General features: G+C 68.9%; 25 protein-coding genes. 3 read left to right on the forward strand and 22 right to left on the reverse strand.

Translation table 11 applies throughout. The annotated features are described in order from the left end of the window. Positions 1-60: 60 nt before the first annotated feature. Positions 61-1,050, forward strand: coding sequence for a hypothetical protein (locus tag C3E87_RS12135; protein WP_076063263.1), 990 nt, complete (start codon positions 61-63; stop codon positions 1,048-1,050). Between the two features lie 59 nt (positions 1,051-1,109). Here C3E87_RS12135 and C3E87_RS12140 read toward each other — a convergent pair whose 3' ends face one another. Next, the gene (locus tag C3E87_RS12140; RefSeq protein ID WP_076063266.1) at positions 1,110-2,483 is read right to left on the reverse strand and encodes an RNA polymerase sigma factor; all 1,374 of its coding nucleotides are present in this window, start codon (positions 2,481-2,483) and stop codon (positions 1,110-1,112) included. 219 nt (positions 2,484-2,702) lie between these two features. Here C3E87_RS12140 and C3E87_RS12145 point away from each other — a divergent pair, with 219 nt between their 5' ends. Further along, positions 2,703-3,635, forward strand: a complete 933-nt coding sequence (locus C3E87_RS12145; RefSeq protein WP_076063267.1) for an RNA polymerase sigma factor RpoD/SigA — start codon at positions 2,703-2,705, stop codon at positions 3,633-3,635. Between the two features lie 63 nt (positions 3,636-3,698). Here C3E87_RS12145 and C3E87_RS12150 read toward each other — a convergent pair whose 3' ends face one another. From C3E87_RS12150 to C3E87_RS12195, 10 genes are read right to left on the reverse strand one after another with little or no spacing between them, the layout of a single operon-like run. Next, a complete protein-coding gene (locus C3E87_RS12150) occupies positions 3,699-4,547 on the reverse strand; it encodes an acyl-CoA thioesterase II (RefSeq protein WP_255698367.1) in 849 nt (282 codons plus the stop codon). Between the two features lie 15 nt (positions 4,548-4,562). Continuing rightward, positions 4,563-8,363: an ATP-dependent RNA helicase HrpA gene (gene hrpA / locus C3E87_RS12155; protein ID WP_076063269.1), complete on the reverse strand. Its 3,801-nt coding sequence runs from the start codon at positions 8,361-8,363 to the stop codon at positions 4,563-4,565. After that, a complete protein-coding gene (locus tag C3E87_RS12160) occupies positions 8,360-9,235 on the reverse strand; it encodes a universal stress protein (protein ID WP_076063271.1) in 876 nt (291 codons plus the stop codon). Before C3E87_RS12160 ends, hrpA begins: the two co-directional genes overlap by 4 nt. A gap of 3 nt (positions 9,236-9,238) precedes the next feature. After that, positions 9,239-9,640 carry a pyridoxamine 5'-phosphate oxidase family protein gene (locus tag C3E87_RS12165; RefSeq protein WP_076063273.1) on the reverse strand — a complete coding sequence of 134 codons (402 nt, stop codon included), beginning with the start codon at positions 9,638-9,640 and terminating at the stop codon, positions 9,239-9,241. 20 nt (positions 9,641-9,660) lie between these two features. Next, entirely contained in the window at positions 9,661-10,575 is a 915-nt protein-coding gene (locus tag C3E87_RS12170) for a hypothetical protein (RefSeq protein ID WP_076063275.1), read from the reverse strand. Between the two features lie 53 nt (positions 10,576-10,628). Then, positions 10,629-11,381, reverse strand: coding sequence for a pseudouridine synthase (locus C3E87_RS12175; protein ID WP_076063277.1), 753 nt, complete (start codon positions 11,379-11,381; stop codon positions 10,629-10,631). Continuing rightward, positions 11,365-11,967, reverse strand: coding sequence for an SMC-Scp complex subunit ScpB (locus C3E87_RS12180; protein ID WP_076063279.1), 603 nt, complete (start codon positions 11,965-11,967; stop codon positions 11,365-11,367). Before C3E87_RS12180 ends, C3E87_RS12175 begins: the two co-directional genes overlap by 17 nt. Further along, positions 11,964-12,794, reverse strand: a complete 831-nt coding sequence (locus C3E87_RS12185) for a ScpA family protein (RefSeq protein ID WP_076063281.1) — start codon at positions 12,792-12,794, stop codon at positions 11,964-11,966. Before C3E87_RS12185 ends, C3E87_RS12180 begins: the two co-directional genes overlap by 4 nt. Beyond that, complete coding sequence (locus C3E87_RS12190; protein ID WP_076063284.1) at positions 12,791-13,168, reverse strand: hypothetical protein; 378 nt, start codon at positions 13,166-13,168, stop codon at positions 12,791-12,793. Before C3E87_RS12190 ends, C3E87_RS12185 begins: the two co-directional genes overlap by 4 nt. Further along, complete coding sequence (locus tag C3E87_RS12195; protein ID WP_369819273.1) at positions 13,165-14,088, reverse strand: ParA family protein; 924 nt, start codon at positions 14,086-14,088, stop codon at positions 13,165-13,167. The genes C3E87_RS12190 and C3E87_RS12195 overlap by 4 nt, the downstream gene beginning before the upstream one ends. 460 nt (positions 14,089-14,548) lie before the next feature. Here C3E87_RS12195 and C3E87_RS12200 point away from each other — a divergent pair, with 460 nt between their 5' ends. Next, on the forward strand, positions 14,549-15,817 hold the full coding sequence (locus C3E87_RS12200) for a GNAT family N-acetyltransferase (protein WP_076063286.1): 1,269 nt from the start codon (positions 14,549-14,551) through the stop codon (positions 15,815-15,817). A gap of 11 nt (positions 15,818-15,828) precedes the next feature. On the opposite strand, the gene xerD is transcribed toward C3E87_RS12200, so the two are convergent. Genes xerD through C3E87_RS12255 form a run of 11 tightly spaced genes read right to left on the reverse strand, consistent with a single transcriptional unit; the run spans position 15,829 to position 26,384 of the window. Further along, complete coding sequence (xerD, locus tag C3E87_RS12205; protein ID WP_076063288.1) at positions 15,829-16,743, reverse strand: site-specific tyrosine recombinase XerD; 915 nt, start codon at positions 16,741-16,743, stop codon at positions 15,829-15,831. Further along, complete coding sequence (locus C3E87_RS12210; protein WP_076063290.1) at positions 16,740-17,363, reverse strand: NUDIX domain-containing protein; 624 nt, start codon at positions 17,361-17,363, stop codon at positions 16,740-16,742. Before C3E87_RS12210 ends, xerD begins: the two co-directional genes overlap by 4 nt. A gap of 3 nt (positions 17,364-17,366) precedes the next feature. Further along, positions 17,367-19,004: a CTP synthase gene (locus C3E87_RS12215; RefSeq protein WP_076063293.1), complete on the reverse strand. Its 1,638-nt coding sequence runs from the start codon at positions 19,002-19,004 to the stop codon at positions 17,367-17,369. 47 nt (positions 19,005-19,051) lie between these two features. Continuing rightward, a complete protein-coding gene (locus C3E87_RS12220) occupies positions 19,052-19,492 on the reverse strand; it encodes a hypothetical protein (protein WP_076063295.1) in 441 nt (146 codons plus the stop codon). A gap of 11 nt (positions 19,493-19,503) precedes the next feature. Next, positions 19,504-21,174 carry a DNA repair protein RecN gene (gene recN / locus C3E87_RS12225; protein WP_076063297.1) on the reverse strand — a complete coding sequence of 557 codons (1,671 nt, stop codon included), beginning with the start codon at positions 21,172-21,174 and terminating at the stop codon, positions 19,504-19,506. Continuing rightward, complete coding sequence (locus C3E87_RS12230) at positions 21,175-22,074, reverse strand: NAD kinase (protein WP_076063299.1); 900 nt, start codon at positions 22,072-22,074, stop codon at positions 21,175-21,177. 9 nt (positions 22,075-22,083) lie between these two features. Then, a complete protein-coding gene (locus C3E87_RS12235; protein WP_076063302.1) occupies positions 22,084-22,800 on the reverse strand; it encodes a TlyA family RNA methyltransferase in 717 nt (238 codons plus the stop codon). Further along, the gene (locus C3E87_RS12240) at positions 22,797-23,009 is read right to left on the reverse strand and encodes a hypothetical protein (RefSeq protein WP_143571033.1); all 213 of its coding nucleotides are present in this window, start codon (positions 23,007-23,009) and stop codon (positions 22,797-22,799) included. The genes C3E87_RS12235 and C3E87_RS12240 overlap by 4 nt, the downstream gene beginning before the upstream one ends. Further along, entirely contained in the window at positions 23,006-23,998 is a 993-nt protein-coding gene (locus C3E87_RS12245) for an HAD-IIA family hydrolase (RefSeq protein WP_076063304.1), read from the reverse strand. The genes C3E87_RS12240 and C3E87_RS12245 overlap by 4 nt, the downstream gene beginning before the upstream one ends. Next, entirely contained in the window at positions 23,995-25,188 is a 1,194-nt protein-coding gene (locus C3E87_RS12250) for a tetratricopeptide repeat protein (protein ID WP_076063306.1), read from the reverse strand. Before C3E87_RS12250 ends, C3E87_RS12245 begins: the two co-directional genes overlap by 4 nt. Then, complete coding sequence (locus C3E87_RS12255) at positions 25,185-26,384, reverse strand: hypothetical protein (protein ID WP_143571034.1); 1,200 nt, start codon at positions 26,382-26,384, stop codon at positions 25,185-25,187. The genes C3E87_RS12250 and C3E87_RS12255 overlap by 4 nt, the downstream gene beginning before the upstream one ends. Between the last annotated feature and the right edge of the window lie 349 nt (positions 26,385-26,733).

Raw genomic sequence — 26,733 nt, forward strand, 5'->3', positions numbered from 1 at the left:
AGTGACGCCCGGTTGAGTGGTTCCCACGGCGATCAACGCCGACCGACGAAAGGAACCCCGATGAAGCGACTCCTGAGCGTGGCAGCATCAGCCGCCCTCGCCCTCACCGGCCTGGCGGTCACCGCCCAGACGGCCGCCGCCGACGTCACCTGCACCGGCACACTCTCCGGCCGGAATGTGGGCGACGACAACGTCATCATCCCCGGCGGCGCCTCCTGCACCCTCACGGACGTGACCACACAGGGCAACGTCATCCTGGGCGCGGGAAGTTCCGTCACCATCAACGGCGGCTACGTCGACGGGAGCGTGCAGGCCGAGAGCAAGTCGCCGGTCTCCGTCGTGGTGCGTTCCGGTGCCCGCGTGAACGGCAACATCCAGGTCAAGTACGCCACCGGCGCCGTCACGATCAACGGCGCCCGCGTGGGTGGGGACGTGCAGCTCCTCGAGAACCGCGCCGCCATCAGCGTCAACAACAACGTCGTCGACGGCAACCTGCAGTGCAAGGAGAACCTCCCGGCCCCGACCGGCGCAGGCAACGTCGTGAAGGGTTCGGCAGAGGACCAGTGCCGCGGCCTCACCGGCACCGCCCCTGCTCCGAGCCCCTCCCCGAGCGCGCCTGCCGTCGACATCTACATCACGCCCGGTGAGCACCTGGTCAACGGCCGCCGCTGGCGCACGGTCTGCGAGCCGTACTCCGCCACTGAGCGCTGCCGCACCGAGATCCAGGCCACCATCGTCACGTGGGATGACGGCGATGACGACGACCGCGGCCGCTTCGTTCAGGTGAACGGCTGGGCGTTCAACAACCTGACGTACAAGGACACCGCGCGCTCGACGTGGAAGAACAACCCGCTCGCCGCCAACGGTGTGGTGGGCGGCAGGTACACGTGGACCGACGGTGGCCGCACCTGGCGCACCGAGTGCGACACCGCCCTCACCGGCCGCAACGGCTGCCGCACCTACGCCAGCGCAGACGTCGTTGAGAACCGGGGCGGCCGCTACGTCTGGGTGGAGAAGGAGATCCTCAACAACATGGTCCGCTTCAGCTGATCCCCCACAACGCAGAGAAGGCCACCCGCTCCGGGTGGCCTTCTTGTTTTCGTCTGCGGTCAGTCGAGGTAGTCGCGCAGAACCTGCGAGCGCGACGGGTGGCGCAGCTTCGACATGGTCTTGGACTCGATCTGGCGGATGCGCTCGCGCGTGACGCCGTAGACCTTGCCGATCTCGTCCAGGGTCTTGGGCTGCCCGTCGGTGAGGCCGAAGCGCATCTGGACGACGCCCGCCTCGCGCTCGCTGAGCGTGTCGAGAACGTCGTTGAGCTGTTCCTGCAGCAGCGTGAAGTTGACCGCGTCCGCCGGGACGATGGCCTCGGAGTCTTCGATGAGGTCGCCGAACTCAGAGTCGCCGTCCTCGCCGAGCGGCGTGTGCAGCGAGATGGGTTCGCGCCCGTACTTCTGGACCTCGACCACCTTCTCCGGCGTCATGTCCAGCTCGACGGCGAGCTCTTCGGGGGTTGGTTCGCGACCCAGGTCCTGCAGCATCTGGCGCTGGACGCGGGCGAGCTTGTTGATGACCTCCACCATGTGCACCGGGATGCGGATGGTGCGGGCCTGGTCTGCCATGGCGCGCGTGATGGCCTGCTTGATCCACCAGGTGGCGTAGGTGGAGAACTTGTAGCCCTTGGTGTAGTCGAACTTCTCGACCGCGCGGATCAGGCCGAGGTTGCCCTCCTGGATCAGGTCGAGGAAGAGCATGCCGCGGCCGGTGTAACGCTTGGCCAGCGACACCACCAGGCGGAGGTTGGCCTCGAGGAGGTGGTTCTTGGCGCGGCGGCCGTCTTCGGCGATCCACTGGAAGTCTTCGACGTCCTGGCTCGTGGGGGGCGGGGTGTCCGACGAGAGCTGTTCCTCGGCGAAGAGGCCGGCCTCGATGCGCTTGGCGAGTTCGACTTCCTGGACGGCGTTGAGCAGCGCCACCTTGCCGATCTGCTTGAGGTAGTCCTTGACGGGGTCAGCGGTGGCTCCGGCGGAGACGACCTGCTGTTCGGGTTCGTCCGCGTCGTCCGAATCCGAGAGGGCGAAGCCCTGCTCCTCCTCGACGAGTTCCTTCTCGTCCTTGGCCACTTCGACCTCGTTGAACGTCGCCTCGTCCACGTCGTCGAGCGTGCGCTTCTTTCCGCCCACGGTGAGCACCACGTCGTCTCCATCTCGCTGGAACTGAACCTCGACCTCGCCGGTGGAGGCCTCCGCGATGGTCGGCTCCTTCTTGGCGGAGGCGGCCTTCGCCGCGGTGGTGCGGCGGGTGGCCGTCGTCTTGGTGGCGGCAGCAGTCTTGGCTGCAGCAGGCTTACGCGTGGTGGTCCGCTTCACGGCCGGCGTTTCCTCAGCGGCGGCGCTCTTCGTGCTCCGGCGGGTACGGGGTGTCTTGCCGGTGCCTTCAGCGTTCTCGGTCACTGTGGTCCTCTCGAGGCCGTCGACTGCAATTTGCGCATGCGCCGCCCCGCCTCAGTCAAGGGTGACGCACCGTCCATTCTTGCACGGTGGATGTTCCCCTTCAAACCAATCGGTGGACCCGTCCCCCTGGCGCCCTCAGGGATCCGCTGGTACTTGAGGATGATTTCTGTTCCCTGCGGAAAACCGATGGAACCAACTCCGCGCCGCTTTCGTTGATATGGGTGACGACTGGCGAAAGGTCTGAAGAATATGAATCGTACTGCGCGCATGCGAAGCACCGAAGGTATCGAGGGCAAGGACTCCGTTGGCCTGTACCTCGACGCAATTGCCAAGACTCCCCTGCTCTCCGCTGTGGAAGAGGTTGAACTCGCCCGCGCCATCGAGGCCGGGCTCTACGCGCAGAAAATCCTCGACGGTGAGATCGACACCACGGTTAAGGCCACCGAGGACGAACTGCGCGAACTCGCCGCGGAGGGTGAACGTACCGTCCAGCGTTTCGTGAAGGCCAACCTGAGGCTCGTGGTCTCCGTGGCACGCCGCTACGGACGCGCCCAGATGCCGTTGCTCGACCTCGTGCAGGAGGGCAACACCGGCCTGATCCGCGCCGTCGAGAAGTTCGACTACGCCAAGGGCTTCAAGTTCTCTACGTACGCCACCTGGTGGGTACGCCAGGCCATCTCGCGCGGCATCGCCCAGCAGAGCCGCATCGTGCGCCTCCCGGTGCACGTCGCCGAGCAGGTCAACCAGGTCTCGGCCACGCGTCGCAACCTTGAGCGCGAACTGGGCCGGGAACCGGAGATCACTGAGATCGCCGCAGAACTGGGCCTCGAGGAGAGCCGCATCGTGGACCTCCTGCGCTACTCCCGAGACCACGTCTCGCTCGACGCCCCGGTCGAGGCTGACGGCGACACCGCTCTGGGTGACCTGATCGCCCGCGAGACCGCCCCCGGCCCCGACGAGATGGTGCTCGACGCTGAAGAGCGCGCGCGCCTCGAAGGGATGCTTTCAGACCTCGACGAGCGTTCGCAGGACGTGGTGCGCCGCCGCTACGGGCTGCTGGACGGCCGGCAGGCCAAGCTGGCAGACATCGGCAGCCACTGGGGCATCACCGCGGAACGCGTGCGCCAAATCGAGCGTGCCGCGTTGGCGACGATGCGTGAGTCGCACGGTATCGCCGCCTGACCGAGCAGGTCACCTCTGAACCGGACACGGTCTGTGCCTTTCCCCCAGGGCACGGGCCGTGTCCTATGTCACGACCCGGATGAGCCCCTCCTGGGCGCAACTGGCCACCGCCTGACCGTCCTGGAACAGCCTGCCGGTGGCGAACCCGCGAGCGTGTGAGGCCGAAGGCGAGAGCATGTCGTACAGCAGCCATTCATCCACCCGCACGGGGCGGTGGAACCACATCACGTGGTCGATGGAGGCCGCCTGCATCTGCGGCGACAGGAACTCCACCTCGTGGGGGACGGTGGTGACGCTGAGCAGCGTGATGTCGCTGAGGTAGGCCAGCACCGCCGCATGCAGCACCGGGTCGTCGGGCATGGGCTGGCGGGTGCGTACCCACGCCTTCATGGAGCCACCGGAATCCGTGCGGTCCGGCCGCGCGGCCAGCCGCACGTCGAGCGCGTCCCATTCGGCCAGCAGCTTGAACGGCGCCCCGAAGCGACGCTCGAGGACCTCGCGCAGCGGCGGGCTGGCGTCAGGCACGGCGACATCGTGAGGTGGGGAGGCGGAGTGGTCCAGGCCCTCCTCGGGTTCTTGGAACGAGGCCGTCATCATGAAGATTTCCCGATCGCCCTGCCGGGTCACGACACGGCGGTTGCTGAACGTGTTCCCGTCGCGCACCAGTTCGACCTCGAAGTCGAGCGGGGCGTCGTTGGCCCCCGGGCGCAGGAAGTAGGCGTTCAGGGAGTGGATCCGCCGGCTGGGTGGGACGGTGCGTGCGGCCGCCACCAGGGTCTGGCCGAGCACCTGCCCCCCGAAGAGCCGCTGAAGATAGGTCTGGGGGTGCGGCCCGCGGAAACTCGACTGCCCGATCTCTCTGAGATCGAACAGGGCAATGAGTTCAGCGACGTCTTTAGGCACGGGTTCCATCGTGCCACAACGGGTTCAGCCAGCCTGCCGGATGGCCTGACGGATGCGTTTGGCCGAGACGGGAACGGCGGTGCGCAACTGCTGGGCGAACAGGCTGACCCGGAACTCCTCGATGAGGAACGCGATCTCCTCCACGTCACGGCTGAGGGGGCCGGGCGGCTGCCGTTCGGTGAGCTCCGCGTAGGCGTCCTCGACGTCATACAACTCGACGGCGACCTTGTCGTCGCGGGCGCGATTGGCCGCCGCAGCCTGCAGCCGAACGACGGCGGCCTGGGCATAGCGCGGAAGGTGCGCGAACCAGGGATCCGGCGTGGCCGAGATGAAGCGGTTGAAGAACAGGTTGTCCAGCTGCGCGCTCACGTCGGAACGTAAAGCATCGCTGGCAGGGAGTGCGCCCAAAAGGATCCGTGCCTGCGTCACCGCCGTCAGCGCATGCGCGGCGGTGTTGACCACCTGCAGCGTCTGGCCGGGGCATTCCTGCCGCACCTCCAGCGCCACCTGACGGTAGTCGGCCTCGGTGCGCACGCCGTCGAGCGGACCCTGCTGGAGGGCCAGTTGTTCGCCGGCCTTGAGCCACGCGTCGGCCAGCAGCTCCGGCACCTTCGGGTAGGCGGAGTCCGCCAACGCCAACTTCTCGACGCGCCCCAGGTGGGAGACGACCCACTTGGTGGGATCCGGGTTGGTGAGGGTCAGCAGGCGCCGGACGCCCTGGGCGTGCGAAACCTCTGCCCGAGCCGCCGAGTCGAAGACCCGCAGCCCGACGGCGGTGGCCTCGTCCACGAGCGCCGGGTACCCCACGACTCCCTTGCCCACGGTCGCCTCGCGCGGCACGTCGCCGAACGTCCACGCCTTCTGTCCGGTGGCGGCCTTGTCTCCCGCGGAGGCGGTCAGCTTCGCGGCCACCTTGGGCGACAGTTTCCGCCGCAGCCCCTCGAGATCGACGTCCCGGGCCACCTCCCGGTCCTCGTCGAGGACCACGTAGGTGGGACGCAGGTGCTTGCCCACGGCCTCCGGCGCGAACTGCCGGCCCTCGACGACGACTCCGGTGAGCGCGGTCAGCGCCCGGGCCAGCGCGTCGGGGAAGGCGCCCTCCCCCACCTGGCCACGCTCCTCGAGCCAGGCCAGCGCCCTCGCAGCGAAATCCGGCGCGGGCACGAAGTTGGTGCGCACCGACTTGGGCAGCGACCTGATCAGTTCGGTGGCCAACTCCCGACGCAGGCCCGGCACCTGCCAGGAGAACTCGTCGGCGTCGAGCTGGCCGAGGAGCTCCAAGCGCAGCTTGAGCGTCACGCCGTCGCTGCCAGCCCCCGGGTCGAACGTGTAGTCGATGGGCAGCTTGTGTTCGCCGAACGTCCACCTGTCGGGGAAGTCGCTGGGGCGCAACTGGGTGGCGTCGACGATGGCGTCGTCGATCATCAGCAACGGCCAGTCACTCTTCGGCGTCGAGCGCAACCACTTGTCGAAGGTCGCCCCGGAGACCACGTCGCTGGGCACCCGTGCGTCGTAGAAGGCGTAGAGCGCCTCGTCGGAGATGAGGAGGTCCGGCCGGCGCATCCGGTCGGTCATCTTCTCCGCCTCCTGGATCACCGCGCGGTTGTCCCGGACGACGGGGTTGCGGGTGTCCCACTCCCCTTCGACGAGCGCGGTGCGCAGGAAGATCTCGCGCGCCTCCTCGGGGTGGTCCTTGGCGTAGTCGGTGCGGCGACCCGCCACGATCGGTACGCCGAAGAGCGTCAGCCGTTCGTTGGCCACCACGCTGGCCGAGCGCTGCGACCACACCGGTTCAGACACGGTGCGGGTCAGCAGTGGGCCGGCCACCTCCTCTACCCATTCCGGCTTGATCCCGGCCACGGTGCGGGCCCACAGGCGGGAGGTCTCCACCAGTTCGAAGGCCATCACGAGCGGCGGGGTGGACTTGGCCAGCGCGGAGCCCGGCTGGATGGCGAACCGCGCGCCGCGGGTGCCCTGGTACTCCTGGAGCGGCCGACGCTTGCCCGGCTCGCGCTTGCCCCGTTGCTCCTCGGCCACGCCCACGTTGGAGAGCAGCCCGCTCAACAGGCTGCTGAGCACCTGGTCGGTCGGCCCGTGGCCGCGGGTGTCGAGGTCCAGTTCCTTGGCTGCCTCCCGGAGCTGGGAGACGAGGTCCTCCCACTCGCGGAACCGCACGAAGTTGAGGTGTTCGGCGCGGCACATCCGGCGGAACTGGTTGCCCGAGAGCTCTCGTCGACGCTCGTGCAGGTAGTTCCAGATGTTGAGGAGGGCTTCGAAGTCGCCGCCCTCCAGCGACGGCCTGGGCGCGGTTTCCTTGCGTGTGCCGGTATGGGCCGTGTGGCGCTTGGGCGCCTCGCCCTCGGCGTCCGGCTTCGCCTCGATGCCCCAGAAGCGGCGGTGCAGCTGGTCCGCCTGGTTCTGGAACTCCGCCGGGCGTTCCCGGATGTCGGGCACCGTGAGGCCTGCTACGAGCACCAGCACGGTGGCCAGCGTCCTGCGGCGGGCGCCCTCGATGATCATGCGCCCCAGCCGGGGGTCCACCGGCATCCGGGCCAGCATGCGGCCCGTGCGCGTGAGCCGCACCTGGGCGTGCCGGGGGCGGGGGTGGATCGCGCCGAGTTCGCTGAGCACGCGGACGCCGTCATTGATCTGGCCCAGCACGGGGGCCTCGACGAACGGGAAGCTCTCGACGTCACCGAGGCCCGCCTGGGCCATCAGCAGGATCACGGTGGCGAGGTTGGTGCGCAGGATCTCCGGATCTGAGTATTTGGGCCGCGACTCGAAGTCCTCCTCCGAGTAGAGCCGGATCGCGATCCCGGGGCCGAGACGACCACACCGGCCGGCGCGCTGGTTCGCGGATGCCTGCGACACCGGTTCGATGGGGAGCCGCTGCACCTTGGTGCGCGTCGAGTAGCGCGAGATGCGGGCCAGGCCGGTGTCGATGACGTAGCGGATGCGCGGCACGGTGATGGAGGTCTCGGCCACGTTGGTGGCCAGCACGACCCGGCGTCGGCTGTGTCCTGAGAACACCTTCTGCTGGTCAGCCGCCGACAGCCGCGCGAACAGCGGCAGCACCTCGAGCCCGGACCCGAGCCCCTCGATGGCCTCCGCCGCGTCACGGATCTCGCGCTCCCCGCTGAGGAACACGAGGATGTCGCCGCCGCCCGGCTCGGTGAGGATCTCCTCGACGGCCCCCACGATGCCGTCGATCTCGTCCTGGCCCTCGTCCAGCGGCCGGTACCTGGTGTCGACGGGGTAGGTGCGGCCGGAGACCTCGACGACCGGGGCGTCGCCGAAGTGTTCTGAGAAGCGGGCCGTGTCGATGGTGGCCGAGGTCACGATCACCCGCAGCTCCGGGCGCTTCGGCAGCAACTGTTTGAGGTAGCCCAGGAGGAAATCGATGTTGAGGCTGCGCTCGTGCGCCTCGTCGATGATGATCGTGTCGTACCGGCTGAGCAGCCTGTCGTGGGTGAGTTCCGACAGCAGGATGCCGTCGGTCATCACCTTGATGCGGGTGGCCGCCGTCACCTTGCGGGTGAAGCGGACCTGGTACCCGACGAAGTCGCCCAACTCGACGCCGCACTCATCGGCGATGCGCTGCGCCACGGTGCGCGCAGCGATCCGACGGGGCTGCGTGTGCGCGATGTGCGTGCGCCCAGCCATGAGGCAGATCTTGGGCAGCTGCGTGGTCTTGCCGGAACCTGTTTCGCCCGCCACGACGACCACCTGGTGCCGGCGGATCAGTTCAGCGATGTGCTCGGTCTCTGCAGCGATGGGTAGCTGCGGATCGACCTCGACGGTGGGCTCGGTGGGGGCCTCAGTCATCCGCGCGCGACGAACAGCGGACACTCCGCGTGGGCCAACAGGCCACGCATGAGGCCGCCCAGGGAGAAGCCCGGGATGTGTGAATCGCCCACGCCGACCACCAGCAGGTCGTAGCCCGCACTGCGGCTGACCAACTCGTTGATGGGGCTGTCTGCCGCCACCTCGACGCGGTACTCGACGTCGGGGTAGGACTGGGCGACCTCGTTGGCGATCGCCTCGATGCCACCCTTCGCGAAGCGCACCTGCTCGTCGAGTTCGTTCGGCGAGAGCTTACGGGCGAATAGGCCCACCGGGGGCTGGATGGCGTGCACGATCTCGAGGCGCGCACCGAGACGCTGGGCCTGCTGGAAGCCGGCCTCCAGTGTCTTCTCGGATCCCGGGCTGGTCTGCAGCCCGACGCCGACGATGCCACGGCCACCGATGGGGTCAGGGTGGGCCGCGGCGGAGATGACGACCACGGGGCACGAGGCGTTGGCCACCACGGCCACGGAGGTGGAGCCGACGAACATGCGCTCGAGGCCGGACGCCGCGCGGCGCCCGACGACGACCAGCTCGGCGACCTCGCTCAGCCTGGTCATCACGCCGCCCGGCGAGCCCATCACGACCTCAGTCTTGATGCGGTGCTCCGGCAGCCCCATGCTCAGTGCCACGTCCCGGGCCTGTTCGTTGGCGGTGATTCCGGCGGACTGGAGCACCTCGGGGTCGTAGACGACACCCCAGGCGCCGGCCATGAGCGTGTCGTCGACGGCGTTGACCAGCAGCAGTTCGCCGTTGATCCGGAGTGCGGCACCGGTGCCGAACCGCACGGCCCGCAAGCCGTCATCACTGCCGTCGACGCCGACGACAACCAGCGGAGCTGTCTTTTCGTTCATGACTCAGCCCTTCTTCGTTCCGGAGACAACACGCCCGTCGATCGACGCGGCGGTCACGGCGATACCGACGGCGAGGTCACCGTCGAGCCAGCTCTTGTTCGTCACGGCCGGGTCCGCCGCCCCTGCGGAGCCCTGCACCAGGACGGACCAACCGATGGCCGAATCCGGGTCGATCTCGTCCACCTGGAACGAGACCTTCCTGCCATCGGCGAGCTTCGCCAGGCTGGAATCGGTGTCGGTGTGGAAGATGATGGTGCGATCCACGACCTGGTAGTTCACGGGGACCACGATGATGCCGTCGTTGCCCTGCCATGCGATGCGACCGATCACGGTCTCACCCAGCAACGCCCAACATTCGTCGCCATCGAGCCGGGAGAAGTAGGTCACCTGATGCGGATCGGTCATATCTCAAACTGTATCGCTTGTCAGCCGCTGAACGTGGTGCGGCCGCCCAGCTTGGTGGCCAACGCGTCGTCGATGCCGTCGGCGATCTGGCTGAGGTGCAGCAACGCCTGGTGCAGGTGGGCCGCGACGAAGGGCTTCGCGGCCACCGAGATCTGCACGAACACCCGGTCACGGTGGAGCGCGAAGCGGCCGTAACGGGCCTCGACGTTGAGGTCGTTGAGCACCTCACACGCCCGCGAACGGCCGCCCACCTCATGCACGAGCGCCGAGAACAGCACGAGCTCCGCCGCGTCCGGGGTGGAACGGAGGAAGACCATGGTGGACCCCAAGCGGATGGCGACGTCACCCTGGTCATTGCGCAGCGGCGGATGCCCGTAGGCCTTGGCCAACTCGTGGTCCACGAGGTGGTCCAGGTCCGTCCGGTTGGCCGGCATCACGGCCATCTGGTCCCTGCTGAGCGGCTTGGGCGTCAGCGGCACCCAGTCGGTCTGTCCCTTCAAAATCTCGGCCAGTTGGTCCGGCTCCAGGAAGATGGGGTGCAGCACACCGAACACCTCCGCCAGGGTCTCGGTGGCGAGTTGCGCCAGGGCCGCCGAGTTCTCCTGGTCCACCACGGTGTGGAACGTGTCCCACTCGTCATTGGGCTGGTCCCATGCCAGGCGGTGCAGGCCCTCGGCCTGCGCCTCTGTGGGCGCCCCGCCGTCGGGCCCCTTGACGGAGGCGGCGATCACCCCGGGTTCAATCACGGAGAACCGGATGCCGGGGGGCTCGTCAGCCTCCCCGTCGCCGGGCTTCCTGGCCGACGCCACCGAAATCGTCAGGTCCGCGGTGGAATCCATCACCGACAACACCTCGTCGAGGCGGGTGGTGAACTCCTCCCAGGCGCCCTGTTGGGTCGCGTCGAAGTCGAAGTCAAAGTCCTCGTACCCGGCCATGGGCCACCTCCTTGACCTTCAACCTAGCGCACCCGTCTGTTGGCCCGGCCAGGTCACATGCCCACGAGGTCGAGCAGTTCGCCCAGTTCCTCCCTGGTCAGTTCCCGGATCTCACCCACCGGCAGGTTGCCGAGCCGGACGGGACCGATCGCGGTCCTGGCCAGGCGGTCGACGGGGTGGCCGACCGTGTCGAACATCCTGCGGACGATGCGGTTGCGGCCCTCGTGCAGGGAGACCTCGATCAGCGTCCTGTTGGCGGCACGGGAGACGAGCTTGACCTTGTCCGGCTTGACGGGGCCGTCCTCGAGCGTGACGCCCTTCTCCAGGCGCTTGATGGTGCGGTTGTCCATCACTCCCGCAGCCTGCACGGTGTAGGTCTTGGTGACCTTGTAGCTGGGGTGCGCCATGCGGTGGGCGAACTCGCCGTCGTTGGTCAGCAGGATCAGCCCTTCGGTCTCTGTGTCGAGGCGGCCGACGTGGAAGATCCGCTCCCGCAGCCTGGGCAGGCAGTCGAGCAGCGTCTTGCGCCCCTCCGGGTCCTCCATCGTGGAGACGACACCCCGCGGCTTGTTCATCACGAGGTACAGGTTGTGGCGCGGCGGCGGGATGCGCGAGCCGTCCACCCGGATGTGGTCCGTCTCGGGATTGACGCGCATGCCCTGCTCAGTGACGATCTTGCCGTTGACCTCCACCCGTCCCTCCTCGATGAGGAGTTCACTGGCACGCCGCGATGCGAGGCCGGCCGAGGCCAGCACCTTCTGCAAGCGGATGCCCTCGGTCTTTTCGTTGTCAGGCTGGTCGTTCATCTTCGCGTTCCTCCTCGGGCCGGGCCTCAGGCGCCATCGCGGCGGCGAGTTGTCCCAGCTCAGCTTCCAAGGCTACGGCGTCAGGCAGCATGGGCGCCAAGTCCGGCAATTCCTTCAATGAATTCAGGCCGAGTTTCTGCAGGAACAGCGGCGTCGTCGCGAACGTCATGGCTCCGGTGACGGGGTCCTCCCCCGCCTCCGTGATCAGCCCGCGCACGAGCAGCGTCTTGACCACGCCGTCGACGCCCACGCCGCGCACGCCCGAGATCCGGCCGCGGGTCACCGGCTGCAGATAGGCGATGACGGACAGGGTTTCGAGGGCCGCCTGGGTCAGCCGGGAGCGCTGGTCCGAGACCAGCCAGGCCTCCAGGACGTCCGCCAGCGCCGGGTCCGTCGCGAAGCGCCAGCCGCCGGCGATGCGTCGCAGCCGGATACCGCGTCCGTTCTCCTCGTAGAAGGCGGCGATCTCGTCCAGCGAACGGTCGGCCTCATCGACGGTCAGGTCGAGCGCTGCGGCCAACTCCTGCGTGGTAGTCGGCTCAGTGGCCATCAGCAGGATGGCCTCGAGGGCGCCGTGGGTGCTCATGCATCCTCCAGTTCGGGTTGTGGTCCGTAATCGTCGGTGACCTCGACGGCGGCCTCATCGCCGGCGGTCCACCGCACCGTCAGTTCGGCGAGCGGTTCGAGCTGTTCGAGGGCCACTTGTTGTGCCCGGAACAACTCCAGGATGGCCAGGAAGCGCACCACGATGGTGAGCCGGTCTGCGCCCGAGATGAGCGACCTGAACGTGGCCGCCCCCTCGCGGCGCAGTCTCTCGGCGATGAGCGTAACCTGCTCCGGGACGCTGACCGTGTTGCCGTGCAGGTGGCCCAGCTCGACGACGGGGGCAGGCTTCGGGACCATCGCGGCCGCCGCGAGCCGGGCGACGTCGTCGGGGGTCAGCGTCAGTTCCACCTCCGGCAGGAGACCGCGGAACTGCTCCTCGATGCCGCCGGGCCGCCAATGCGTGGACTCGGCCCCGTTCATCGACTCCGCCACCCACTCGGCGAGTTTCTTGAACGCGCGGTACTGCAGGAGGCGGGCGAACAGGAGGTCGCGGGCCTCCAGCGCCGCGATGTCCTCGGGATCGCTCACCTCACCTCCGGGCAGGAGGCGGGCCGCCTTGAGGTCGAGCAGGGTGGCGGCCACGACGAGGAAGGAACTGGTCCTGTCGAGGTCCCAGACCTCCCCGCCCAACTTCACGTAGGCGATGAACTCATCCGTCACGGCGCTGAGCGCCACCTCGGTGATGTCCAGTTCACGGCGGGAGATGAGGTCGAGCAGCAGGTCGAAGGGTCCTTCGAAGTTGCTCAACCGCAACTCGAAGCCCGGCAGCTCGTCGCGCTGCTCCGACTGTGCCCGTCCTCTGCTCACTGCTGTCTGAGCTCGGCCACGAGGTCGCTGGCGCCGCCGCGCGCCGCGAGGTCTGCCACCGCGTGCGCGACGGCCACGCGCACGATGCGCCCCCGGTCGACACGGATGCCATGCGTGCGCCGCAGGTCGAGGTTGGCGTCCTCGAGGGCGAGCAGCTCGTCCTCGCTGAAGTAGACGGTGATCTTGTGGTCGTGCCGGACGCGGCCGGTGGGCGCGGGTGCGGCCGCGTCAGCGGCGAGCTCTGCCACCGGCTGCACGGCAGGGGCGGCCTGGGCCTCTGCAGGTGGTGCCTCCGGCGTCGCCTCGCGCGGCTGCCTCGTCGGCCGGAACAGCTCCGAGGCCCCGGGGAGTTCGGCGCGCTTGGGCTTGCTCACACCTCGCTCCTCAACAACACCTCTCGCGCCAGCTGCCGGTAGGCGTCAGCGCCGGGGGAAGCCGAGGCGTAGGTGGTGATGGGCTCGCCGGCCACCGTCGTCTCCGGGAACTTGATGGTGCGACGGATGACCGTGTGGAACACGTCGTCGCCGAAGGCCTGGACCACGCGCTCCAGCACCTCGCGGCTGTGCAGGGTGCGGGCGTCGTACATGGTGCCGAGAATGCCCATGACCTCGAGCTCCGGGTTCAGCCGGTCCTGCACCTTGGCGATCGTGTCGGTCAGCAGCGCCACGCCGCGCAGCGCGAAGAACTCGCACTCCAGCGGCACGACGACATAGTCGCTGGCGGTGAGCGCGTTGATCGTGAGCAGCCCCAGGCTGGGAGCGCAGTCGATGAGGATGTAGTCGTAGCTGGAGCGCACCTTGGTCAGGACGCGCTGGAGCGTCTGCTCCCGGGCCACTTCGCTGACGAGCTGCACTTCGGCCGCAGAGAGGTCGATGTTGCTGGGCAGGATGTCGAGGCCGGCCACGGTGGTCTCCATGATGACCTCGCGCGGTTCGTATTCGCGGCTCAGCAGCAGGTTGTAGATGGAGCGGTCCAGGGTGTGCGGATTCACGCCGAGGCCCACCGACAGGGACCCCTGCGGGTCGAAGTCGACGAGGAGAATCTTGCGGCCCGTTTCCGCCAACGCGGCACCCAGGTTGATGGCCGTGGTGGTCTTCCCGACGCCGCCCTTCTGGTTGGTCATCGACATGATGATGGCGTTCTTCGGGGCGCCGGGGGCGGGTCGCTCAGGCTCCGGGAAGGTTGGGAGGGGTCGGCCCGTGGGACCGATCACACCGGTATCGATGAGGGTCGACTCCCCCGGTGCATCCGGTACCTGGAACTCGGGCTTTTCAAACAGGCCGCTATCCGCCACCGCATTGCCTCCTACTTCTCTGCAAGTGGGGACCAGCCTAGTGGACGCACCCCTGGTCTATTTCTTCCGAGCGGCCCTGAACAGGGCGGTGGCCTGACCAAGTATGAGTTGGTCAGGCCACCTGGGTGTGGCGGGTGGTGGCGGCCCACCTGCCTGGAAGGGCATCCGGATTTTCTCACCCACCTCGCCGGGTGGGGTGCTACTGGATCAAACCTGCAGCAATCGAAAGTAGGACTTTCCCTTCCCGCTCTTCCCCGAAAGGAAGTGCGTATGGACATGTCTACACCGCTCTTCGCCCCGTGTCAGCAGAATGACCGGAATTCACCGGAAGTTTGCCGATTCGTCGGCGTGTCGTCGCCCGGTAGCCACTTCGAACCGATAGAAGTGACGCGAGCCCGGACCACGTATGAGGTGGTCCGGGCATATCTGTCCCCGGATACCGGGCACTAGAGTCGAAGGCGTGCAAGCACCCTACGAATACGATCTGATGCCGCTCGACACCCCGGACGACAGCCCCGCCTGGGCGGACTATCTCGATGTGTTCCGCTTCAGTTTCCTGGAGCAGCGCGCCTCTGACGAGGGGCTGGCCACCTACCGGAAGCACCGCCGCGAAGACCGTGCGTGGTTGGGCAGGGTGACGACGGAGGGGCCCGGCCTGACGGGCAGGGAGGCGGTCGCGGCCTTCGCTGCGGCACCCACCACGATCAACTGCGGACGCGGCCTCGTCGACGCCCTGGTGATCAACACCGTCGCGGTCCGGCCGAGCCACCGCCGCCGCGGCCTGCTGAAGCACATGATGCGCCAACAACTCGACGCGGCACGCGGGCACGGCATGCCGCTCGCCACCTTGACGGCTTCAGAAGCGACCATCTACGGCCGTTTCGGATTCGGCATCACCACCCACACCCACCCCATCGAGGTCGACACCAGGCGCTTCTCGCTCAGGGCCGACGTGCCGGCCGCACCAGGCACCGTCGAGTTCGTCCCGCCGTCCTTCCTGCGCGACCACTGGGAGCGCCTGGTCACCGCGCACCAGGCGCGTTTCCGGGGCGCCGTCGGGCACCTGCACGGCCACTTCCTGGTGGACACCGGCCTCTGGGATTCCGGGGAGAACGGCCCCGCGCGCTCGCTGCGGTGCGCGGTGCACTTCTCCCCCACCGGCGAGGTGGACGGATTCGCGTTGTTCACGCCCAAGGGCTGGGACGAGACCCCCATCACCACGGCCGTGCGCAAGGTGTGCGCTGCGGACCAGGCCGTCAACCGGGCGCTCTGGCGCACCTTGGCGGAGATGGACCTGGTCGAGCGGCTGACCTATCCCCTCTCCCCTCCTGGAGATCCGCTGGCGGCGTCCCTCGTCGACCCGTGGGCGGTCACCGCCAAGGAAGGCGACGACCCCGTGTGGTTGCGCCTCCTCGACCTCCCATCGGCCACCGCCCAGCGCGGCTTCGACGGTGAGGGCGACGTGGTCGTCGAGATCTCCGACGCCATGGGTTACGGCCAGGGCACCTGGCGGGTCAGCGCGCGGGACGGGCGCGGCGCCGCTGCACCCTCGGAGCAGGCAGCGGAGGTGAAGCTGCCCATCGACGTGCTCGCGTCGATGTGGCACGGTGACCGCTCCGCGTCGGAGTTGGCCCTGTCCGGGCTGGTGCAGGGTGAGCCCGCCGCCATCAGCCGGCTCTCACGCCTGTTCCAGGTGGAAGAGCCGCCGATGAACCTGGCCGCCTTCTAGGAACCGGTGGCTCAGCGGGCCCGCGGGTGGGCCGCTGCGTGCACCTCGCGGAGGTGCTCGATGGTCACCAGGGTGTAGATCTGGGTGGTGGCCACCGACGAGTGGCCCAACAACTCCTGCACCACCCTGAGGTCTGCTCCCCCGTCGAGCAGGTGCGTCGCGAAGGAGTGGCGCAGCGAGTGCGGCGACACGTCCACGTCGAGGCCGGCGCCTTCCGCAGCGCGCTGGATGACGGACCACGCGGACTGGCGGCTGAGCCGCATGCCGCGCTGGTTGAGCAGCAGCGCCGGCGTGTGCTTCTTCGCGGTCTGCGCCAGCGCCGGCCGCGCGCGCACCAGGTAGGCGGACAACGCCTTGGCCGCGTAGCTGCCCAGGGGGACGAACCGCTCCTTGCCACCCTTGCCGAGCAGGCGGATGCCGACGTCAGGTTCGGACAGCGCGGCGGTCACGTCGTCGACGTCCAGCCCGCACACCTCCGAGACCCGGGCACCGGTGCCGTAGAGCAACTCCAACAGGGCGGCGTCCCGAAGGCCGACGACCTCCGTGCGGTCCGGTGCGTCCAGGATCCGTGAGACCTCCGCGACGGTGAGCGCCTTCGGCAGCCGCTGCTCGAGCTTCGGCGGAGACACCTCCGCCGCCGGGTTCTGCGGCGCCAGGCCCTCCTCGGCGCAGAACTGGTGGAACGTGCGCACGCTGACGACGTGTCTGGCCACCGAGGACCTCGCCTGGGAGGTGCTCAACTCGCGGACGAACTCGGTCACCTCCACGGCTGTCACCTCCGCCACCGACAGGATGCCCCGTTCGGACAGGAAGGTGACGTAGCGGGCCAGGTCGCGGCGGTAGGCCGCCACCGTGTTGGCGGCGAGCCCCCGCTCGACGCGGACGTGGTTGAGGTAGTCGTCGCGCGCCCGCGCCAGCGCGCTCACTCCTGGCGGGCGAGCCACGCGGCGTCCGCCGGCCGCAGGTCCTCGAGACGACCGGACAGCCGGGCGGTCTCGAAGGCGAGCACCCCGGCCACCAGCGACGGCGACTGGCAGCGCCCAGCCAGGATCTCGTCGACCAGGTGCTGCCTGGGCACCCAGGACCAGGTCATGTGCGCCTCCTCGCCCTCGAGCACGAAGCCTTCGGGGCGTGCGGCGGTGCGCACGTCCCTGGCCAGATAGATCCGGAGCGACTCCTCCGACGAGCCCGGCGTGGTGAGGATGTCGACCAGCACGTCCCAGCGGTCTGCTGCCAGCTCGATCTCCTCGGCGAGCTCACGCTGGGCGCTGAGGACCCACGCCTCCCCGTCGACATCCAGCAGACCGGCGGGGATCTCCACCAGTTCCAGACCGACCGGGTGGCGGTACTGGCGCAGCACGGCGATCTCGTCGGTGCTCTCCTCCCATGCCACGACCGCCACCGCGCCGGGATGCGTGATGAACTGCCGGGTGATCTCCTCGCCTGACGGAGTGGCGACTGTCTCCTCCACGAAGGTCGTCACCCTGCCGGACCCCAGCACCTCCCGGCTCCGCACCGGCCACTTCATCGGCTCGTCGACGCGCATGTGCTACCCCTTCCGTGCCGCGAGCGCGGCTCCGATCAGCCCGGCGAACAGCGGATGCGGCTTCGTCGGGCGCGACTTCAGTTCGGGGTGCGCCTGCGTGCCCACGTAGAAGGGATGCACCTCCTCCGGCAGTTCGACGAACTCGACAAGCTGCGAATCCGGCGAGGTGCCCGAGACCACCAGACCCGCCTCTTCGAGACGTGCGCGGTAGGCGTTGTTCACCTCGTAGCGATGGCGATGGCGCTCCTCGACCCTGGCATCACCATAGACCCTGCGCACGACAGTTCCCTCGCGCAGGAGCGCCGGGTAGGAACCCAGCCGCATGGTGCCGCCCAGGTCGCCGTCTCCGGCCACGATGTGGCTCTGCTCGGCCATGGTCGCCACGACCGGCTCTTCGGTGTCGGCATCGAATTCGGTCGACGACGCTCCTCCCAGCCCGGCCAGGTTGCGGGCCGCCTCGACCACCATGCACTGCATCCCCAGGCAGAGGCCGAGCGTGGGAACGCGGTGTTCGCGGGCATACGTCAGCGCCCCGAGCTTGCCTTCCACGCCCCTGATGCCGAAGCCCCCCGGCACGCAGACCGCGTCGGCCCCCTCCAGGGCCCTGGCCGCCCCCTCACGGGTGGCGCAGTCATCGGAGGCGACCCAACGCAGGTCGACGGCCGCGCGGTGCGCGAAACCGCCGGCCCGCAGCGCCTCGGACACGGAAAGGTAGGCGTCGGGAAGGTCGATGTACTTGCCGACCAACGCCACCGTCACCCGCTCGGCGGGCTGCTCGACGCGGCTCAGGAGCTCATCCCAGGCCTTCCAGTTCACGTCGCGGAAGGACAGCTGGAGGCGGCGCACCACGTAGGCGTCGAGCCCCTCGGAGTGCAGCACCCGGGGAATCGCGTAGATGCTCGACGCGTCGGCGCAGCTGATCACGGCCTCTTCGTCCACGTCGCACATGAGCGCGATCTTGCGCTTCATCGCGGCGGGCACCTCCAGCGACGAGCGGCACACGATCGCGTCGGGCTGGATACCTACCTGACGCAACGCGGCCACCGAGTGCTGCGTGGGCTTGGTCTTCAATTCGGCTGCCGGTTTCAGGTACGGCACGAGCGAGACGTGGAGGAAGAAGACCCGGTCACGGCCCACCTCGTGGCGGACCTGGCGGGCGGCCTCCAGGAACGGCAGGGACTCGATGTCGCCGACGGTCCCCCCGATCTCGTGGATGACCACGTCGACGTCCGGCCCGGCCATCGAGAGCATCCGGTCGCGGATCTCGTCGGTGATGTGTGGCACCACCTGCACGGTCTGGCCGAGGTATTCGCCGCGTCGTTCGCGCGCTATCACGGTGGAATAGACTTGGCCCGTGGTGACGTTGGCGCTGCTGGTGAGGTTCACATCCAGGAAGCGCTCGTAGTGGCCGATGTCGAGATCGGTCTCCGCACCGTCGTCGGTGATGAAGACCTCACCGTGCTGGAACGGGTTCATGGTGCCCGGGTCGACATTGAGGTACGGATCCAGCTTCTGCATGGTGACGCGGAGACCGCGCCCTACCAGCAGCGTGCCGAGGCTGGCGGCCGTGAGGCCCTTACCCAGCGAGGAGACGACGCCCCCGGTGACGAAGATATGACGGGTGGTGTTCGGTTCATGCACGGAACTCCATGTTAAGTGGCCCACGTTTCCACTGCGTTACATCTGGGTCACGGCTGTGCAGGCGAGGTTTCCTCCGCCTCCATCCTCGCCCAGCGCCGCGCTCGGGCCTCGCCCCAGGTGGCCCCGAGGACCACCCAGACGTAGAGCGCCACCGCGATCCACCAGCCTGCGTGCAGCGGCTCATGCTCCTCGCCGAGGAACATGACCTGCAGGTCCCAGGCGGCACCGCCGAGGAGCTCGCCGACGACCACCACCAGCGGGTAGGCGAACGCTCCTGCCAACGCGGCACGCACCAGCCCGAAGGCGGCGAGGAGGAGGGGCGGGGCGACGAACAACAGGATCCGGTCGTCCATCCAGGTGGGGACATACCTCTGTGCGCCCCACTCCAGATGGCCCAGGTGCCAGATCCAGAACATCAGCAGCACGCCCAGGCCCACCAGGATCCGGTCCAGGTACCGTTGCACTCCCGCGAGGAGCTGTGCGGCCATCGATATTCCCCCTACCGGGCAGCTTGTGCGAGCAGCTCCTGCGCGTGCTCGATCCCCTTCGTCGATGAGGAGGCGCCGCCCATCATACGGGCGAGTTCCGCGGCGCGCTGGTCCTGGGTGAGTAGACGCACACCCGAAGTGGTCACTTGGCCGTCGGACTCCTTGGCCACCACGAAGTGGGCGTCGGCGAACGCGGCCACCTGGGCCAGGTGGGTCACGACGATCACCTGGCTGTGGCCGGCCAGTCGTTGCAGCCGCCGCCCGATCTCCAGACCGACGGCGCCGCCCACGCCCGCGTCCACCTCGTCGAAGACATAGGTGTGCTGCGCGCCGGCGTCTGCCAGCACGACTTCGAGCGCGAGCCTGACGCGCGACAGTTCGCCGCCGGAGGCCACCTTCCCCAGCGGCGCGGGCTCGGAGCCCGGGTTGGCGGTGAAGAGCAGTTCGATGCGGTCCGCGCCGTGCGGACCGATGGGCGCGTCCGTGACGGCGAAACGGAGTTCGGCATGCGGCATGGCCAGCGCTGCCAGCTCCCCCTTGACGCGTTCCGCGAGGTCGTCTGCCGCCCGGTGCCGGGCCGCCGAGATGGCCGCCGCATCCGCCGCGAGCGCGGCATCCAGTTCCACAACGCGGGCGCGCAGGGTGTCGATGCGCTCGTCGCTGCCGACCAGCTGGCCCAGCCTGGCCGCAGACGTCTGAGCCCAGCTGAGCACCTCGTCGACGGTGGTGCCGTACTTGCGGGTGAGGCCGGCCAGCGCGCCGCGCCGCTGCCCCACTGCTTCGAGGCGGAGCGGGTCCGCCACCAGGTCGTCCACGTAGCCGGCCACGTCCGCGGCGAGGTCTCCCGCCAGCATCGTGAGCTCAACAGCACGGCTCGCCAGCAAGGCGGCGGCCTCGTCGCGTTCAGCCAGGGCCGCGAGCGTCTTGCGTGCCTCCCCGGCGAGGCCGACGGCGCCGGGAGCATCGAAGTCGGTCTCCGAGCCGCTCAACGCCTCGTGCGCGGTGGCCGCGAGGCTGCGCAGGTCGTCCAGGTCCATGAGCTTGGCCTGCTCTGCGGCCAGCGCGTCATCCTCACCCGGTTGCGGATCCACGGCGCCGATCTCCTCCAGACCGAAGCGCAGCATGTCGGCCTCGCGGGCGCGGGCCATGGACTGCTCCTCGAGCTCCTGCAGTTCGGCGGCCGCCGCTTTCCGCTCCGCAAAATTGGCCCGGTAGCGGGCAAGCTCCCCGGGATTGGCGTGCGCGTCGAGCAGCTCGCGCTGGCGGTCCGGGCTGGACAGCCGGATCTGGCCGGACTGCCCGTGGATCGTGGCGATCTCACCGATGAGGTCCGCCAACGCGGAGATGGGGACACCCGCGCCTCCGAGCACCGCGCGGGAGCGGCCCTGAGCCGTCACCTGCCGCAGCGTGACCAGCTCGCCGTCCTCAGCGTCTCCGCCCAGGTCACGGACGCGCGCGGCCAGGTCTTCGGCCACTTCCCAGCGGCCCTCCACGACAGCCCGGTCCGCGCCGCGCCGCACGATCCCCGCGTCGCCGCGGCTACCCAGGAGGTGGCCGAGACCCGAGACGATCATGGTCTTGCCGGCACCCGTCTCGCCGGTCAGGGCGGTGAGGCCCGGCCCGAGTTCGAGTTCGGCCTCGTCCACCACTCCGAAGGCTGTCATCCGCAACGCGGTGAGCATCTATTTCTCCGTCTGCTTGCGCCACCCGTGGACGGGGAGCGCGAACTTCTTCACGAGTCTGGTGGTGAACGGCTGCTCGCCGAAGCGGGCCAGGCGCAGTTGGACGCCGAGCTGGGTGACTTCGACGGTCTCACCGTCGGCGACCTCGTGGCTCCTGCGCCCGTCGCACCACAGGATGCCGCACGCGGGGAGGTCCGGGGTGATGTTGAGCCGCACCTTCGACGAGGGGCTCAGCACCATGGGGCGGTTGAACAGCGCGTGGGCCGCGATGGGCACCACGAGCATTGCCTTCACGTCGGGCCAGACGACGGGCCCCCCTGCGGAGAAGCCGTAGGCGGTGGAGCCGGTGGGGGTGGCCACGAGCACCCCGTCGCAGCCCCAGCGCGAGAGCGGGCGGTCGTCGATGCTCACCAGGACGTTGAGCATGCGCTCGCGGGCCATCTTCTCCAGCGACACCTCGTTGACCGCCGAGGAAGTCCACGTGAGGTTGCCGTCACGGTCAGTGACCCGCACCTCCAGGGCGAGGCGCTCCTCCACCTGGTAGCGGCGCTCCTCGACGACGGTGGCCAGCTCGTGCAGATCCGACGGCTCGAGTTCGGCGAGGAAGCCCACATGACCGAGATTCACCCCGAGCAGGGGCACGCCCAGCGGCAGCGCCCACTCCGCGGCGCGCAGGATGGTGCCGTCGCCACCGAACACGACGGCCAGTTCCGCCATGCGGTTGTCCAGGGCCTGGAACTCGACGGTGGGTCCCACGCGGGCGGCGATCCGCTCGACGTCATCGTCGAAGACGAGGAAGCCGAAGCCCATCCTGTGGAGGTCCGCCATGAACGTGATGGCGTTGTCGAGGGCCTCCTCCCGGTCCGGGTGGACGAGGACGGCCACGGTTCGCTTGTTCACGCGCCCAGCCTACCGAGTCAGCCGGACGAAGTACTCCACGTTGCCCGAGGCCCCTGGCAGTTCACTGATGCCGCGCCACCGCTCGATCCATCCGAGGGATGCGGCGTCGGCGGCCACCGCGTCGACCGCCTCGGTACGCAGTGCCTCGTCCCGGACGACACCGCCGGAGCCGAGCCGCTCGCGGCCCACCTCGAACTGGGGCTTGACGAGAAGGAGCGCCTCGCCGTCTGCCGGCAGCACGCCGAGGAGGGGCTGGAGCAGGAGGCGCAGGGAGATGAAGGAGATGTCGCCGACGATCCTGTCGACGGGTTCACCGTCCAGATGGTTGAGGGTGAGGTCACGCAGGTTGAGACCCTCGTGGACGCGCACGCGGGGATCCGAGCGGAGCTCGGCGGCCAACTGGTCATGACCCACGTCGACGGCGTAGACCAGGTCTGCACCGCGCTCGAGGCAGACCTGGGTGAAGCCGCCGGTGGACGCTCCGGCGTCGAGCACCCTGCCGCGGACGGTGAAGCCCGACGGGTCGAGGGCCCCCAACAGCTTGTGGGCGGCGCGGGAGACCCAGCGCTCCGCGTCAGCTACGAGTTCATCCTCGGGGCCGACGCGCAGTGATGCCTTGGGCGCCGCGGTTCCGTTGACGCTCACACGTCCTTCGGTGATGAGCGCGGCCGCATGTGTTCGGGACCGCGCCAGGCCGCGCTCGACGAGGGCGACGTCGAGTCTCACCGTGCGACGCCGGGGATCCCCAGCTGCGTGAGGTTGGGGTCGTTGTTGAGCACCGCCTGGAGCACCGACTGCGCCTCGGTCAGCTTCGCCGTCTGCTCTTCGAGCGGCAGGTCGTCCAGCGACTCGAGGCCCGCCATCACCTCGCCCACCAACTCGAGCCGCCGAACCTCGGCGGGTGCGGCGCTCCGAGGCGTGGCAGCCTCGCTCACCTCAACAGGTCCAGCGAGTTGAGCACGTTGGAGATGTCCACGTCGAAGCGCCACCGCGCCTGCAGGCCCGCCCAGAGGGCATCGAGCTGCTCGTCACGAGTCACGGGCCGGGTGGACAGGTAGCCCACCCCGTCGGTGAAGTCGACCTCCTGGTAGCCACAGATGTAGCGCTGCCCCTGGAATTCGGCCTCCCGCTTGGGCTCGAGCAGCGCAGTGGCGTCGAAACCGATGTGGGTGGGGCGGAACGCCGGAGGCGCGACGTCGAGGTCTGCCTTGCCGTGGGCGCCGGTGAAGACGAACAACGAATCCATCCCGACGTTGTTGGCGCCCAGGATGTCCGTGTCGGTGCGGTCGCCCACGAAGATGGGGCGCGCCGCGCTGAGGCGGAGCACTGTTTCATCGAGCAGGGGGCGGAACGGCTTGCCGGCGATCTTCGGGTCGATCGCCACGCAATTGCGCACCACGCCCACCTGGGAACCCAGCCCGGGCACGATGCCGCGCTCGGATGGCCTGGTCAGATCAGGGTTGGTGGCGTACCAGACGGCGCCGCGCTGGATCGCCAGGGCGGCGTCCTCCAGACGGGTCCACTCCAGCGTCGGGTGATAACCCTGCACAACGGCCATCGGCTCGTCATCGATGGAGTCGACGACGGTGAACCCGGCGCCCGCGAGCTGCTGGACCAGGGCGTCCGTGCCCACTGCGAGGATCTTCGCGCCGGCCGGGAGATCAGCCACCAGCATGCGCAGGGTCGCCTGCGTGGAGTTCACGACATCGCCCTCGCTGGCGCGGATACCCAGTTCCTCGAGGTGGTCCGCGACAGCCGCGGGCGTACGCGCCGCGTTGTTGGTGACGAAGCCCACATGGGTGCCGCGGGAACGCAGTTCCTCAAGCGCCTCAGGAATGCCCTCGACCGCATAGGGGCCCAGGTAGATCACTCCGTCGAGGTCGAACAGGGCTGCGTCATAGTCAGCGGCAAGGGCCTTGATCATCGCTCGGTCTCCTCCGTCGTCGGCTCCCCCAGCGTATCGGTCACCGGCTCGTCAACTCCCCCGGGTAGGCCGTCGGTGTCGACGGTCACGTCCCCGGGGGTCGCATCCTCCGTCGTCACATCGGTGGAGTCGACAGACTCGGGATCGTCGCCCACAGCCGGTGCCTCCACCGCAACGAAGTCCTGTTCTTGCAGGTCGTCATCGTCCTCGGGCTGCGACTCCGCCTCACGGTCGTCCCCCGCTTCGACGACATCGAGCTCTTCGTCGTCTTCCGGGCCGTCTTCCTCATCGTCGTCGAGGTCGTCTTCCTCATCGTCGTCGAGGTCGTCTTCCCCATCGTCGTCGAGGTCGTCTTCCCCATCGTCGTCGAGGTCGTCGTCCTCATCGTCGTCGAGGTCGTCTTCCTCATCGTCGTCATCGTCGAGGTCATCCTCGAGGTCATTATCCTCGAGGTCGTCATCCTCGTCGTCCTCGTCGAGGTCATCCTCGTCGAGGTCGTCATCCTCGCGCCCGTCACTGTCGAGATCCTCTTCGGACTCGTCCTCGTCGTCCTCTTCCTCAGTGAAATCGGGCAGCGTGATGCCGTCGATCTCCGCGAGCCGCTCGGCGATGTCCAGGTCACCGGAACGGTCGAGTTCAGAGGCGGAAGTGAACCACTCGCGGGCAGCAGCGCTGTCACCGCTCTCCTCGAGGAGGTTGGCCAGCGCGTACTGCAGGCGCGCCTGGGCCTGGGGCGGGCCAACCTTGCGGGAGATGGCCGCCTTCAGGAGACGGAGGGCTTCGTCGCGCTGACCGAGGTCATCGCGGATCCCGGCCTCCACCAGGAGGCACTCGATGTGCAGGTTCACGTCCGGGTGCTTCGGGTTGAGTTCGTTGAGCACGTCGAGCGCTTCGTGGTGCCGCCCGAGCGCGCGCTCGCAGTCGGCGATCAGCGGGATCAGTTCATCGCCCCCGGACATCCGGCGGATGGCACGGAACTCGCGAAGTGCGACGGCGAATTCGCCGGCGGCATAGGCGGTCTCAGCGGCCGCTTCACGGACGATCGGAAGCCGGCCGGCACGACGCCTGGCTGCCTCCGCGTGACGGAAGGCAAGTGCAGGGTCGGTGTCGATGTACTGGCCAGCGGCCCAGATATGCGCGGCGACGGTCGCAGCAAGGTCCTTGGGGAGGCCTCTGAGCTCGGCCTTCACACCGGGATGCAGTTCCTTCTCGTCGTACTCGAGCGGGGTTGCGGGTTCATCCGCACGCGGCGCAGTGCCGGGGCGGTGGACGCGCTCTTCACGATCGTCACGGTCCCAGCGTCGATCATCATCGCGGCGAGGGCCGCGGTCGTCGCGGTCGGCCCAGGGACGGCGTTCGCCTTCGGAGCGGGGGCCTCGACGGTCGTCGCGGTCGCCCCAGGGACGGCGTTCACCCTCAGAGCGGGGGGGACGACGGTCGTCGTCGCGGCGCGGGCCGCGGCGGTCGTCCCGATCGCCCCAGGGACGGCGTTCACCCTCAGAGCGAGGGGGACGACGGTCATCGTCGCGGCGCGGGCCACGGCGGTCGTCCCGGTCGCCCCAGGGACGGCGTTCGCCTTCGGCGCGGGGGGGTCGACGGTCGTCATCGCGGCGCGGGCCACGGCGGTCGTCGCGGTCGCCCCAGGGACGGCGTTCACCTTCAGCACGAGGGGGACGACGGTCGTCCCGGTCGCCCCAGGTACGGCGTTCACCTTCAGCGCGGGGGGGTCGACGGTCGTCGTCGCGGCGCGGGCCACGGCGGTCATCCCGATCGCCCCACGGACGGCGTTCACCTTCAGCACGAGGGGGACGACGGTCATCGTCGCGGCGCGGGCCACGGCGGTCATCCCGGTCACCCCACGGACGGCGTTCACCCTCAGCGCGGGGAGGACGACGATCACCGTCACGGCGCGGGCCACGGCGGTCATCCCGGTCACCCCACGGACGGCGTTCACCCTCAGCGCGGGGAGGACGACGGTCGTCATCGCGGCGCGGGCCACGGCGGTCGTCCCGGTCACCCCACGGACGGCGTTCACCCTCAGCGCGAGGGGGACGACGGTCGTCATCGCGGCGCGGGCCACGGCGGTCATCCCGGTCACCCCACGGACGGCGTTCACCTTCAGCACGAGGGGGACGACGGTCGTCGTCGCGGCGCGGGCCACGGCGGTCGTCGCGGTCGCCCCAGGGACGGCGTTCACCCTCGGCGCGAGGGGGACGACGGTCGTCGTCGCGGCGCGGGCCACGGCGGTCGTCGCGGTCGCCCCAGGGACGGCGTTCACCCTCGGCACGAGGGGGACGACGGTCGTCGTCGCGGCGCGGGCCACGGCGGTCATCCCGATCGCCCCAGCTACGCGCTTCCCCACCCTGACGCGGGCCGCGACGTTCATCGTCGCGTCCGGTTCCGCGGGAGCCTCGCGGCGCACCGCCGCTCCGCGGAGCGCGACGTTCGTAGTTCTCGCCGTCTCCGCGGTTGCCCTGGCCTTCGTCCGGTGTGGAGTTGTCAGTCATAAGGACCATCATCCCAGCAGAGGGGCCCTACTCCCAACTTTTCGGGGCACTCCCTCCACAGCCCCCGCCTCGGTCGGCAGCTGGGGGCGCTGGGTGCCGGCCTGAGGGCGCTGCGAAAGGGTCTGTAAATGCAACAAACCCCCCGAACGAGGTTCGGGGGGTTTGCTATAAAGAAGTCCGGCGGCGTCCTAGTCTCCCACGAGGTCCCCCTCGCAGTACCATCGGCGC

It is taken from the genome of Tessaracoccus sp. ZS01 (genome assembly GCF_022342445.1).
Lineage (GTDB): Bacteria > Actinomycetota > Actinomycetes > Propionibacteriales > Propionibacteriaceae > Arachnia.